Source organism: Pseudomonas sp. CFBP 8758, from assembly GCF_014841725.1.
Lineage (GTDB): Bacteria > Pseudomonadota > Gammaproteobacteria > Pseudomonadales > Pseudomonadaceae > Aquipseudomonas > Aquipseudomonas baltica.
The window spans coordinates 31,591-44,596 of the sequence record NZ_JACYUK010000009.1 but is presented as its reverse complement, the minus strand read 5'-3'; the positions used below and the strand labels follow the sequence as shown (position 1 = coordinate 44,596).

Annotated in this window: 11 protein-coding genes; 3 read left to right on the top strand and 8 right to left on the bottom strand. The window is 63.3% G+C overall.

All coding sequences use genetic code 11. From position 1 onward, the window contains the following. Positions 1 to 27 precede the first annotated feature (27 nt). Positions 28 to 855 (top strand): iron uptake system protein EfeO, encoded by an 828-nt coding sequence (gene efeO / locus IFT75_RS18870; RefSeq protein WP_192056221.1) that lies wholly within the window; start codon positions 28 to 30, stop codon positions 853 to 855. Between the two features lie 661 nt (positions 856 to 1,516). Beyond that, positions 1,517 to 2,008, top strand: coding sequence for an REP-associated tyrosine transposase (locus IFT75_RS18865; protein ID WP_192056219.1), 492 nt, complete (start codon positions 1,517 to 1,519; stop codon positions 2,006 to 2,008). A 1,292-nt stretch (positions 2,009 to 3,300) separates the two neighbouring features. Here IFT75_RS18865 and IFT75_RS18860 read toward each other — a convergent pair. The 7 genes from IFT75_RS18860 to IFT75_RS18830 form a co-directional block, all read right to left on the bottom strand. Then, positions 3,301 to 4,092 (bottom strand): IclR family transcriptional regulator, encoded by a 792-nt coding sequence (locus IFT75_RS18860; RefSeq protein ID WP_192056218.1) that lies wholly within the window; start codon positions 4,090 to 4,092, stop codon positions 3,301 to 3,303. 58 nt (positions 4,093 to 4,150) lie between these two features. After that, positions 4,151 to 5,461 carry an MFS transporter gene (locus IFT75_RS18855; RefSeq protein ID WP_122478321.1) on the bottom strand — a complete coding sequence of 437 codons (1,311 nt, stop codon included), beginning with the start codon at positions 5,459 to 5,461 and terminating at the stop codon, positions 4,151 to 4,153. A gap of 145 nt (positions 5,462 to 5,606) precedes the next feature. After that, positions 5,607 to 6,755: a galactonate dehydratase gene (gene dgoD, locus IFT75_RS18850; RefSeq protein ID WP_122478323.1), complete on the bottom strand. Its 1,149-nt coding sequence runs from the start codon at positions 6,753 to 6,755 to the stop codon at positions 5,607 to 5,609. 277 nt (positions 6,756 to 7,032) lie between these two features. Continuing rightward, positions 7,033 to 7,656, bottom strand: a complete 624-nt coding sequence (locus tag IFT75_RS18845; RefSeq protein ID WP_192056216.1) for a 2-dehydro-3-deoxy-6-phosphogalactonate aldolase — start codon at positions 7,654 to 7,656, stop codon at positions 7,033 to 7,035. A 1-nt stretch (position 7,657) separates the two neighbouring features. Beyond that, complete coding sequence (locus IFT75_RS18840; RefSeq protein WP_122478327.1) at positions 7,658 to 8,656, bottom strand: 2-dehydro-3-deoxygalactonokinase; 999 nt, start codon at positions 8,654 to 8,656, stop codon at positions 7,658 to 7,660. A 283-nt stretch (positions 8,657 to 8,939) separates the two neighbouring features. Further along, positions 8,940 to 10,235: an MFS transporter gene (locus IFT75_RS18835; protein ID WP_122478330.1), complete on the bottom strand. Its 1,296-nt coding sequence runs from the start codon at positions 10,233 to 10,235 to the stop codon at positions 8,940 to 8,942. A 188-nt stretch (positions 10,236 to 10,423) separates the two neighbouring features. Further along, a complete protein-coding gene (locus tag IFT75_RS18830) occupies positions 10,424 to 10,885 on the bottom strand; it encodes a histidine kinase (protein WP_192056215.1) in 462 nt (153 codons plus the stop codon). A gap of 449 nt (positions 10,886 to 11,334) precedes the next feature. Here IFT75_RS18830 and IFT75_RS18825 point away from each other — a divergent pair, with 449 nt between their 5' ends. After that, entirely contained in the window at positions 11,335 to 12,615 is a 1,281-nt protein-coding gene (locus IFT75_RS18825) for a glycosyltransferase (protein ID WP_192056213.1), read from the top strand. Positions 12,616 to 12,630: 15 nt separating this feature from the next. On the opposite strand, the gene IFT75_RS18820 is transcribed toward IFT75_RS18825, so the two are convergent. Continuing rightward, on the bottom strand, positions 12,631 to 12,954 hold the full coding sequence (locus IFT75_RS18820; protein WP_122478336.1) for a ComEA family DNA-binding protein: 324 nt from the start codon (positions 12,952 to 12,954) through the stop codon (positions 12,631 to 12,633). Positions 12,955 to 13,006 lie beyond the last annotated feature (52 nt).

The following is a 13,006-nucleotide window of genomic DNA, read 5'->3' as shown; positions in this document are numbered from 1 at the left end:
CCACTTGATTCAACCGGGGAACCACTCATGACAAAGACGCCACTCGCTCTGCTGCTGACCCTTGGCCTGTTCAACGCTCCGCTGTCGGCCTTTGCCGCGATCCAGTCGCCGTTGGACCTGGTAGGGCCGGTTTCTGACTACAAGATCTACGTGACCGAGAAGGTCGATCAACTGGCCGTGGAAACCGCCAGGTTTACCGACGCGATCAAGAAAGGCGACCTGGCCACCGCCAAGAAGCTGTATGCGCCGACCCGCGTGCACTACGAGGCCATCGAGCCGATCGCCGAGCTGTTCAGCGACCTGGATGCGTCGATCGATTCGCGTGTCGATGACCATGAAGCCGGTGTGAAGGCGGAAGATTTCACCGGTTTTCACCGCCTGGAATACAGCCTGTACTCGGAAAATACCACGAAGGGCCTGGATGCATTGGCCGACGGTCTGCTCAAGGATGTGAAGGACTTGCAGAACCGTATCGCCGAGCTGACCTTCCCGCCGGAGAAAGTGGTCGGCGGTGCCGCCGCACTGCTCGAAGAGGTGGCCGCGACCAAGGTGTCCGGTGAGGAAGACCGTTACAGCCATACCGACCTGTATGATTTCCAGGGCAACATCGACGGCGCGAAGAAGATCGTCGACCTGTTCCGTCCGCAGATCGAAGGCCAGGACAAGGCGTTCGCAGCCAAGGTAGACAAGAACTTCGCCACCGTCGACAAGATCCTGGCCAAGTACCGCACTGCCGATGGCGGCTTCCAAACCTACGACAAGGTCAAGGAAAACGACCGCAAGGCACTGATCGGCCCGGTCAACACCCTCGCCGAAGACCTCTCCACCCTGCGCGGCAAACTCGGCCTGAACTGAGCCGTCTGCTGGTGATAAGGGCCCTTCCAAGGGCCCTTTTTTGTGGGCGCCGTTTTTGTCAGGGGCGTTTTTTTTGCAGGGGTTGTTTTTGTAGGGTTTTTTTTTGCAGGGGCTGTTTTTGTGGGAGCGGGCTCTGCCCGCGAAGCCCGCAACCCGGTACATCAGAAACACCGCAAGGCCCCTTCGCGGCCGATGACCGCTCCTACGGCGCCCTCGAACCCTGCGTAGGAGCGGTCCGTGGCCGCGAACGCAGCGCTGCGGTCTCCCAGACACACCGCGGCGCCCCCTTCGCGGCCGATGACCGCTCCTGTGGCGCCCTCAAACCCTGCGTAGGAGCGGTCCGTGGCCGCGAACGCAGCGCTGCGGTCTCCCAGACACACCGCGGCGCCCCCTTCGCGGCCGATGACCGCTCCTACGGCGCCCTCGAACCCTGCGTAGGAGCGGTCCGTGGCCGCGAAAAAACCGACGCAATACCCCTGATCCCCCGCAGCATCTCATCCGCGGCTACACGCCGCTCCTTCAAGCTTCTGGCACTGTGCAAACCTGGCACTCATCACCGGTCATTTCGATCTCCGTAGCGGACACACACAGACATCAATCCGCCCCACTCACCTGCTCACTGCCCGCTACATTCAAACCTCCGCCATGGATGGAGGCTCTCATGCCACTCTACAAAAATTGCAGGTTACGCACGGGCCGCTTTTCTCAGCGTGGCGGCATCTATCTTTTGACTGCCGTTGTGAAACATAGAACGCCCCTGTTCCGGGATTTCGAACTGGGACGGTGCGTAGTCAGGGAGATGATGAATGCCCAGCACTGGAACCAGGCACAATCGCTGGCTTGGGTTGTCATGCCCGATCACCTCCACTGGCTGATGCAACTTGAGGACGCATCGCTGGAAAGCCTGATGCGTCAGGTCAAATCGCGCTCGAGCAAGGCAATCAATGAACGGTGCGCAAGAACAGGCCAATTGTGGCAGGCAGGCTTCCACGACCGAGCGCTGCGTCAGGAGGAGGATTTACTCGCCAGTGCCAGATACATTGTCGCCAACCCGCTGCGCGCAGGATTGGTCAAAAGGGTCGGCGATTACCCTTTGTGGGATGCTATTTGGCTGCAGGGTTACCAGCCATCCAGCTCAACCCCACGCCCGTAGGAGCGGTCCGTGGCCGCGAACGCAGCGCTGCGGTCTCCCAGACACACCGCGGCGCCCCCTTCGCGGCCGATGACCGCTCCTACGGCGCCCTCAAACCCTGCGTAGGAGCGGTCCGTGGCCGCGAAAAGGCGCTGCGGTCTCCCAGACACACCGCAGCGCCCCCTTCGCGGCCGATGACCGCTCCTACGGCGCCCTCAAACCCTGCGTAGGAGCGGTCCGTGGCCGCGAAAAGGCGCTGCGGTCTCCCAGACACACCGCAGCGCCCCCTTCGCGGCCGATGACCGCTCCTACGGCGCCCTCAAACCCTGCGTAGGAGCGGTCCGTGGCCGCGAAAAGGCGCTGCGGTCTCCCAGACACACCGCAGCGCCCCCTTCGCGGCCGATGACCGCTCCTACGGCGCCCTCAAACCCTGCGTAGGAGCGGTCCGTGGCCGCGAAAAGGCGCTGCGGTCTCCCAGACACACCGCAGCGCCCCCTTCGCGGCCGATGACCGCTCCTACGGCGCCCTCAAACCCTGCGTAGGAGCGGTCCGTGGCCGCGAAAAGGCGCTGCGGTCTCCCAGACACACCGCAGCGCCCCCTTCGCGGCCGATGACCGCTCCTACGGCGCCCTCAAACCCTGCGTAGGAGCGGTCCGTGGCCGCGAAAAGGCGCTGCGGTCTCCCAGACACACCGCAGCGCCCCCTTCGCGGCCGATGACCGCTCCTACGGCGCCCTCAAACCCTGCGTAGGAGCGGTCCGTGGCCGCGAAAAGGCGCTGCGGTCTCCCAGACACACCGCAGCGCCCCCTTCGCGGCCGATGACCGCTGCTACGGCGCCCTCAAACCCTGCGTAGGAGCGGTCCGTGGCCGCGAAAAGGCGCTGCGGTCTCCCAGACACACCGCAGCGCCCCCTTCGCGGCCGATGACCGCTCCTACGGCACCCTCAAACCCTGCGTAGGAGCGGTCCGTGGCCGCGAAAAGGCGCTGCGGTCTCCCAGACACACCGCAGCGCCCCCTTCGCGGCCGATGACCGCTCCAACGGCGCCCTCAAACCCTGCGTAGGAGCGGTCCGTGGCCGCGAAAAGGCGCTGCAGTCTTCCAGACACACCGCGGCGCCCCTTTCGCGGCCGATGACCGCTGCTACGGCGCCCTCAAACCCTGCGTAGGAGCGGTCCGTGGCCGCGAAAAGAACGCTGCAGTCTCCCAGACACACCGCAGCGCCCCCTTCGCGGCCGATGACCGCACCTACGGCGCCCTCAAACCCTGCGCAGGAGCGGTCCGTGGCCGCGAAAAGAGCGCTGCGGTGTCTGGGGTTACACCCTAGCGCCGAGTTCTGCGGAGATGGCGTGAGCGGCTTTCTGGACCACAGGAACCAGGGATTCCATCTTCTCCACAGGCATGTAAGGCAGCGTGCTGGCGACACTGATCGCGGCCACGATTTGTCCGCTTGCATCGCGGATGGGTGCAGCCACGCAGCGGATCGACGGTTCGTTGTCTTCCAGGTCGAACGCATAGCGACCCGTTACATAGGTTTGCATACGGGCCTGGAACTGGGGCCAGGTGAGTTGCGGGTGGTCGGGCCACAGGGCGGATTCCGCCGCAACGGCCTCCCCCCGTTCGAACAGCCTCTGCCATTCGGCCGCCTCGGCGTCGAGCATCAGCGCTTTGCCGATGCCGGTGCGCGCCAGCGGCATGCGATGACCGACCCGCGAACGCATCTCCGGGCCATTGCGACCTGGGGTCTTGTGCAGGTATAGCACCTCGTCACCGTCGCGAATCGCCAGGTGAATGGTATCGCCGGTTCGCGCCGACAGTTCATCCAGCCAAGGGCTGGCCAACATCACCAGTGGCACTTCGTCCCGTGCCTGGAAGCCCAGCTCGATCAGCCGCGGCCCGAGCAGATAGCCCACCTGGGGCAGCACCCGCAAGTAGCGCTCGTCCACCAGGCAACTGACCAGCCGGTGGGTGGTGCTGCGCGTGGTGCCGATGCGCCGTGCGATCTCTTTCAGATCACGGGCGCCGCCGGCCACGGCCTGGATCACTGCCAGCCCGCGGAGCAGAGTCTGGGTGCCGGTCGGTGCGGCGGGGGGCATGTCGTCCTGCATGGTCAACCTTCGCGTCAGGTAAAAGCAGGCGCATTATGTTCGCCTGCTCGCAATCGGGTCAAAGCTCGATCCGCTCGACCTTGCCCACCAGCAGAATGTAGGACAACGCCCCGACCAGCGCCGTGACCGCAATGTAAGTGATCGCGGGCGCGAACGAGTCGCCGGTCGCCAGGAAGCCGATGGCGATCGGTGTGGTGATCGCCGACAGGTTGCCGATGAAGTTGAACACTCCGCCCGTCAGCCCCAGTAACCGCGCAGGGGCCAGGGTCGAAACCAGCGACCAGGTGATCGACGCCAGGCCGTTGCCGAAAAAGGCCAGCGCCAGGCAAGCGATGACCAGCGGGGTAGAATCGACGTAGTTGGCGCCGATGATGCACGTCGAGATCAACAGGCCGCCGATGATCGGCAGCTTGCGCGCCAGGCCGATGCTGGCGCCGCGACGGATCAGCCAGTCGGAAAAGAACCCCGAGCACAGCACGCCGACAAAAGCGGCCAGGAACGGCAGCGAGGCGAGCATGCCCGATTTGATGAAATCCATGCCGCGGTATTTCACCAGGTAAGTCGGGAACCAGGTCAGGAAGAACCACAAGGTCGAGTTGAGGCAATACTGGCCCAGGTAGATACCCCAGAGTTTGCGCTTGCTCAACACGATGCCCAGGTCGGTCCAGCTGAAACCGGCCTTGGCCTGGCGCGCTGATTTCTGCATGTCGACCAAGCCGCCGCCGTCGCTGATGAGCTGGATTTCGGCCGCGTTGGCGCCTTTGAAATCGCGCGGCTCGCGATACACCGCGTACCAGATCACTGCCCAGACAATGCCCACCAGACCGGTGCTGACGAACACCATGTGCCAGCCGAATTCGTGTTGCAGCCAGGCCAGTACCGGGGTGAGGAAGGCCAGGCCGACGAATTGGCCCGAGGTGTAGAAGCCGATGGCGGTGGCACGTTCGCGCTCGGGGAACCAGGTCGTCACCACGCGGCTGTTGATCGGATACGCCGGCGCTTCCAGCGCGCCCACGGCCATGCGCAGCACGAACAGGGCGATGAAACTGCCGGCAAAGCCGAGCATGACGGTGGCAATGGACCACAACGCCAGGGCCACGCTGTAGAGGATGCGTGGCGGAACGCGGTCGACCAGCCAGCCGCCGGGGATCTGCATGGCGGCGTAGGTCCAGCCGAATGCCGAGAAAATCAGGCCGACGTGCACCGGATCGATGCCCAGGTCGCTGGTCAGCGCCGGCGCGGCGATGGACAGGTTGCTGCGGTCCAGGTAGTTGATCACCACGGTGATGAACAACAGCACCATGATGAAAAAGCGCTTGCGGCTGGGCGTCGCCAGCGCCGGCGCGGCGGTAGTGGATTGGGTATGCATGGGGTGCCTCTTATTGTATTTGTAGAGGGGTGCTGCGGCGACAGGGCGGACGCCTTCGCGAGTAGAAATCTCTCCGCCCGTGTGGGAGCGGGGCGAGCGGCGAGCTTTCTACCCGCGAAGGCCGCGCCGCGGTATTAGCAGTGAATCACCACTCGGCGAAGCTGCCGTCGGCATGGCGCCAGATCGGGTTGCGCCAGCGATGACCGATCTCTGCGCGCTCCCGCACGTACTCCTCGTTGATCTCGATTCCCAGCCCCGGCCCGTTCGGAATCTTCACGAACCCATTGTCGTAATCGAACACCTCGGGGTGGGTGACATAGTCGAGCAGATCGTTGCTTTCGTTGTAGTGGATGCCCAGGCTCTGCTCCTGGATGAAGGCGTTGTAGCAAACCGCATCCAGCTGCAGGCACGCCGCCAGCGCGATCGGCCCCAACGGGCAATGCAAGGCCAGCGCTACGTCATAGGCCTCGGCCATGTTGGCGATCTTGCGGGTCTCGGTGATGCCCCCGGCATGCGAGGCATCGGGCTGGATGATGTCCACATAGCCTTCACTGAGAATCCGCTTGAAGTCCCAACGCGAGTACAAACGCTCACCGAGTGCGATCGGCGTACTGGTCAACGGCGCCAGCTCCTTGAGCGCTTCGTAGTTCTCGCTCAACACCGGCTCTTCGATGAACATCAGCTTGAACTGGTCCAGCTCCTTCATCAGCACCTTGGCCATGGGCTTGTGCACCCGGCCATGGAAGTCGACGCCAATGCCCACGTTCGGCCCTACCGCATCACGCACGGCCGCAACGCTGGCCAGGGCGCGATCGACCTTGTCGAACGTGTCGAGAAACTGCAGTTCCTCGGTGCCGTTCATCTTCACCGCAGTGAAACCACGAGCCACCGCCTCGCTCGCCGCGCGCGCCGTGTCGGCCGGGCGGTCGCCGCCAATCCACGAGTACACCCGGATCCGATCGCGTACCTGCCCGCCAAGCAGGTCGCTGACCGAAACGCCCAGGGCCTTGCCCTTGATATCCCACAGCGCCTGATCGATACCGGCCAGGGCGCTCATGTGGATGGCGCCGCCACGGTAGAAACCGCCGCGGTACAGCACGGTCCAGATGTCTTCGATATTGCGTGGGTCCTTGCCGATCAGGTAGTCGGACAATTCGTCAACTGCGGCAGCCACGGTGTGCGCGCGGCCTTCGACCACGGGCTCGCCCCAGCCGACCACACCCTCGTCGGTCTCGACCTTGAGGAAGCACCAGCGCGGTGGAACGATGAAGGTCGTGAGTTTGGTGATTTTCATCTGTTGTCTCTCTTGTTCGATGGACGCTCGAGCGTCTGTAAATGTTGCCGTTACCGCCCGTATGGATCTCTGTAGGAGCGGTCCGTGGCCGCGAACCGGGCGACGCGGTGCATCAGTCACTGCGCTGTGCCCCTTCGCGGCCGATGACCGCTCCTACAGGGGAATGCCATCTCTGTAGGAGCGGTCCGTGGCCGCGAACCGGGCGACGCGGTGCATCAGTCACTGCGCGGCGCCCTCTTCGCGGCCGATGACCGCTCCTACAGGGGCGCACAGCGTGTCAACCTTTCAATGACCGCCAGGCCTGGACGTACGCCTTCGCGTTATCCGCCACCTGTTGCACCGTCATGCCTGGCTTGAACAGGCCCGAACCCAGGCCAAACCCGGCAACGCCGGCGTCGAGAAACGGCTGCATGTTGTCCGGGCTGATGCCTCCCACCGGTACCAGCGCCGTCCCTTTGGGCAGCACCGCCAATAGCGCCTTGACCACGGCCGGCGTCAGCGACTCGGCCGGGAACAGTTTCAACACGTCGGCACCGGCAGCCAGCGCGGCGAACGCTTCGGTCGGTGTCAGCACGCCCGGCGCCAGGAACATCTCGGCCTCCTTGGCCGCCTTGAGCACTGAAGGATCGCTGTGCGGCATGACGATCAGTTGCCCTCCCGCTGCCTTGACCTGAAGTACCTGCTCGGCCGACAGCACCGTTCCGGCACCGATCAGGCAATCGGCAGGCAAACTGTTGCGCAACAGCCGAATGCTGTCGAAAGGCTGCGGAGAGTTGAGCGGCACCTCGATGATGCGAAATCCGGCGCTGTAAAGCACCTCGCCGATGGCCACCGACTCTTCGGGGCGCAGGCCGCGCAAAATGGCGATCAGCCCGTTCTGGGCCATTGCTTGCTTGAGCATGTCAAACCTCTTGGAACTGTTGAGCGACGAGCCCGGCGGCCAGCGCCAGGCTCCAGAGACCGCGTTCGGTGGCCTGTTCGGCCAGGCTGACGCTGTTGAAGCCACACAAGGCCAATGCCTGCCGATAGCGCTGGCACAACGCACTGCTGCCGATCAGGACCACAGCCGGCAGCGATTCCTGCCCGCTGCGCTGGCGCAGCATTTCGGCCAGGGCGCGCAGCTCGTGGCCAATCATCAGGCCGGACAGATAGTCCGCTTGCTCACTGCTCGCCAATTGGCCGGTGAGGCCAAGGCTGCGCGCGCTGAACATGGTCGACAGCACGCCGATGCTGCCCTCGCGCGACATCGCCACGGCTACACCGCGCTCGAACGCCGCGCTGTCGAACGACGCACTGCGCTTCTGCGTGCGACCGAGAATGGTGTGGGCACTGGCTGCGGCGAACAGCTCGCCGGTCATGAAGGTGTCGAAATGCTCGATGCGCTGCTCGACCACCCTCGCCCACTTCGAATGGCTGCCAGGCAGGCCGATCAGCAAGGTCTGGTCGCGCTCGCCCGAAGGCAACGACTGCAGCAGACCGAAGATCTGGGTTTCCTCGCCGCGCATGACGTTGGGCAGTGCCGAACGTTGCAGCACGCCGGGCACCAGATGCACGCAGATACCCCTGAGGGTACGCACGCGAGCCATGCCGGCGGCGACATCGGCGGCCTGCGCCGGGCTCTGGCAATACGGCACCTCGTGCCAACCCTGGGCGCTGCCGACCATGCCGCAGGCGATCACGGCAACGTCAGGAAAAGCATCGAGCCAGTCGCCGCAGGCTTCATCGAAGGTCAGCTCGAAACCATCGCTGGTCTGTTCGCCGCAAATGCTACGGGGGGTGTTGGACAACTGCATGATGCCCCGATCCAGCGAACGCTGGTCGAGTACGTGGCCATCAGGGCCGAGCAGATAGGCTCGCAGGGAACTGGTTCCCCAATCGAGTGCAACGAGTTGCGGCTGCATCGCTTCACCTTGTTTGTTTTTGGTAGTGAGTGGCGGTGTGTGATGGCCGACTATAAATCCATTTGAACGATAATCTCAATATATAATTATCAATCCCATATATAGGGATTTTATAGGCACAAATCCCCCGTAGGAGCGGTCATCGGCCGCGAAAAGAGCGCCGCGGTGTGTCAGCTGAATCGCGGTGAATCTTTCGCGGCCACGGACCGCTCCCACACCAGCACCGCAGCATTCTTGGGATCGAGGCATAAAAAAACCGGCCTGGTGGCCGGTTCGTTTGAGGTCAGGCGTAGGCCTGAAGAGGTCGGCGTCTGCCGAAGAGCCAGGCGGTGCCGACACCGACCGCACCCATCACCACGCAGTAGCCCACACAGACCCACGGGCTCCACGGCATCAAGGCGATCAGCAGCAGCGGCGTGGTACTCGCCCACAGCGCATACGCGATGTTGTAGGTAAACGAAATGCCCGATACACGCACCTTGGCGGGAAACAGGCCGACCATCAGCGACGGCACCACACCCACCACTCCACACCCCAGACCAGCCAGCGCATAGGCCACGGCAAGACTGCCGACCCCGGCAACCAGGCTGGCATAGAGCGCGGTGATGCCCAGCGGCAGCAGCACGCTATAAAGGACCAGCGCACGCCAGGCGCCGATGCGATCGACCAGCAGGCCAGCCAACACGCAGCCAACGTTGAGGAAGACGATACCCAGGCTACTCAGCGCAAAGGTGTGCCGTGCATCCAGGCCAAAGCGCTGCTGCATCACCGTCGGCGTGATCACCACCAGCACCACTACCGCCGAAGTCAGCACACACGTCAGCAACACCGCCGGGATCAACGAGGCGCGGTGCTCACGCAGCACGGTACGCAGGGAGAATTCGCTGACCTGCTCACTGCGCGCACGCATGGCCAGAAACACCGGTGTTTCGCTGAGCAGTCGGCGCAGCCACACACCGACCACGCCGAATACGCCGCCCAGCAGGAAGGGCAAACGCCACGCCCAATCGAGGATTTCCTGCGGGGTGTACACCCGCGCCAGCACGGTGGCGGTCAATGCGCCGAGCAGATAGCCAAAGGTCAGCCCCGCCTGGAGAAACCCCAAGGCATAGCCGCGTCTTCTCAGCGGCACGTGCTCGGCCACGAACACCCAGGCGCTGGGCACCTCGCCCCCCACGGCAGCGCCCTGCAGAATGCGCAGGGCCAGCAGCAGCAGCGGCGCGAAGTAACCGATCTGCGCATAGGTGGGCATCATGCCGATCAGCAGGCAGGGCACCGCCATCATCAGGATGCTCAGGCTGAACACACGCTTGCGCCCCAGACGATCGGCGAAATGCGCCATCAGGATGCCGCCCAACGGGCGGGCCAGATAGCCGGTCACGAAGATGCCGAAGCTCTGCAACAGGCGCAGCCACTCGGGCATCTGCGGCGGGAAGAACAGCTGGCTGAGGGTCAGGGCGAAGAATACGAAGATGATGAAATCGTAGATTTCCAGCGCGCCACCGAGGGCCGCCAGACCGAGGGTCTTGTGGTCGCTGCGGTTGAGCAGCAATGGCTGGGCAGAGCTATCGGCAGGCATGGGCAAGTCCGCTGGTGGCCGACGGCGCGTATCCTCGCGCCTGTCAAAGGCGCGCAGGATAGCAAAAACCGTCAGGCGTGGCAGGCGCTATGAGGTGCCTATCCCGTAGGAGCGGTCATCGGCCGCGAAAGGAACGCCGCAGACTGGCAGATACACCGCAATGCCCGGTTGGCGGACCCCGAGGGCTCCTACAGCGGCGGTGAGCTGAGCGACTTGCGTACGCGGATGCCATCGCCGATCACGCGAACGCGATGCTCCGGCGGCGCCTTGGGCGATTCGACAATGGCCATGAAGGTCTGCAGCGCGTCGCGGTCCGGCAGCTGCGTGACGCTGGTGCTCAACCGCTCACCGCCAGGGTCGGCCAGTTCGGTTTCGATCCGCTTCTGGCTTTCATACAGCAACGCATGGCGAACGTGCTCACTGTTCTTGCAGAACCGCGGCAGATCGACACCCGACCGCACAGCCATGTCAGTGTTGGCAATCAACAGATCGAAAGGCTCGTAAGCGCTTTGCACCATGGTCAGCAGTTCGTCGAGCGAACCCACCGGCACCACCCTGAAGTAGCCCAGGTTGTTGAGCGTTCGTTCGATCTGCACTGCCTGCTGGTCCAACTCGTCGGCAATCAGAATCCGCAATCTCTTGTCAGCCATCATCCACTTCCCAGGCGTCGGCGCAGGACGATCCCTTACCCGCCTCGCCAAGCCACTACAGCGGGTGCAATTCAACCCGCGGCTTCCAATGATTATCACCCCCAGGGGGTGGCCCGCCGGCAAGCTTACTCTCCCAAACGACAGTTCGAAACGGAAAACGTCGAGCGTTTGACGATAAATCACAAACTACATTTGAGATTGTCTGCAAGCCGATGTTTTATAATGGTTTAATTCTTTATTACTTAAAGTTAACCCAGCACATTTCCGACGGTTAGCGCCGTTTCCAGATACATTTACAGTGCGAACACGGAACGAGCGGCAAGGACCTGCGCTCATAGCTTCGAACCCTCCCCTGATTCACGCTAGCTGCATCAGCGTACGGCAGGCCCCGCTTGCCGTTGAGAGAGGACCTAACGCATTGTGTTCACCTGAACGCGCGGGAGTCGACAATGATCCGCTTTGCCATCATCGCTCCACCCCTGCCGAGCCACTTTCAACCGCTTGAAAACCTGGCAATGGAGCTGATCGACCGCGGACACAGCGTCACATTCTTCCACCAACCCGACGCACGTCATCTATTGCATTGCAACAGGGTAAAATTCCGCAGCGTCGGCCAGGAACGCTTTCCTGCCGGAAGCCTGGCAAAAAGCCTTGCACTGGCAGCCAATGTCGACAATTTGCTTGGCCAGCGGCGTACCTACGCCGATATGGCGCAAGTCACGCAGATGCTCTGTGAAGAGTTGCCCAACGCTCTGCGCGAAGAACGCATCGATGCCGTGCTGTGCGACCAGATGGAAGCAGCGGGCGGGCTGGTGGCAGAGTCGCTTGGCCTGCCGTTCGTGTCCGTGGCCTGCGCATTGCCAGTCAACCGCGAGGACATAACCATACCGTTGGCCGTATTGCCCTACCCGTACGAGCGCGGCGAAGAAGCCATCGAGCGGTATGCGCGCGCCGAGCGCCGGCATGACTGGGTCATGAAGCCATTGCGCAAAGCCATTGCCCGTCAGTCCGCCGCACTTGGGCTGAGCGTCCGCGAGGGCCTGCATCAATGCCTGTCGCCGCTCGCGCAAATCAGCCAAACGGTGCTGGAGTTCGATTTTCCGCGGCCCAATCTGCCGCCATGGTTCCATGAGGTCGGCCCCCTGCGCCGGGTGTCCGATGAGACCAACCACCTGCCCTACACGTTGGACAATGCTCGGCCTTTCGTCTTCGCAACCTTGGGCCGGCTCCATGGCAACCGCATGAGCCTGTTCAAACGCATTGCCCAGGCCTGCAAGTTGCTCGATGCCCAACTGCTGGTCATGCATTGCGGCGGGTTGAGTCATCGGCAAAGCGATCAGCTGCTGCGGCACGGCGCAACCTGGGTCACGGATTTTGCCGACCAGCCCATGCTGTTGCAGTATGCCGACGTACTGGTGACCCACGGCGACCTCGACATCGTGCTCGAAGCCGTCGTGGCAGAAACGCCGATCCTGGCCTTGCCCATCGCCGCCGACCAGCCAGGCGTTGCGGCGCGGGTGGCCTACAGCGGTTCCGGCGTCCACGCCAGCCGGCATTGCAGCATTCGGGAGTTGGCGGAACACATGCGTCATCTGCTGGAGAACCAATGGCCCGACCTGGAGAATCTGGCCGATGCCATCCACCTGATGGGCGGCACCCAGCGGGCTGCCGATATCGTCGAGGCGGTGATTCCCGACCGGTTCAAACTGCGTCTGGTCAGCTCCAGCTGAGCCTGCGACCGATCGTCAATTGACGACCAGCTTGTCGCGGTTGCGATCCAGCAAAGCCTTGCCGATACCCGTAACCTCCAGCAGTTCTTCGACCGAGTCGAATGGCCCGTAGGTCTGTCGGTGCTTGACGATGGCGGTCGCTTTGGTCAGGCCGACCCCGGAGAGTTCCTTCTTGAGGGTTTCAGCGTCGGCCGTATTGAGGTTGACCCTGCCCGGCAGCCCCGGATGGGCAACCGATACCGAGGCGGCAGGCGCGGCCATAACTGGCGAGCTTAGAATGGGCACCGCGGTGCTGGCGAAGAATGCCAGCGCCAGTGCAGGAAGGAGGATCTTGCGCATTGCTTATGCTCCATGACTTGAATGAGAAGTGCGGCATTCCCGAGCCGCCTGC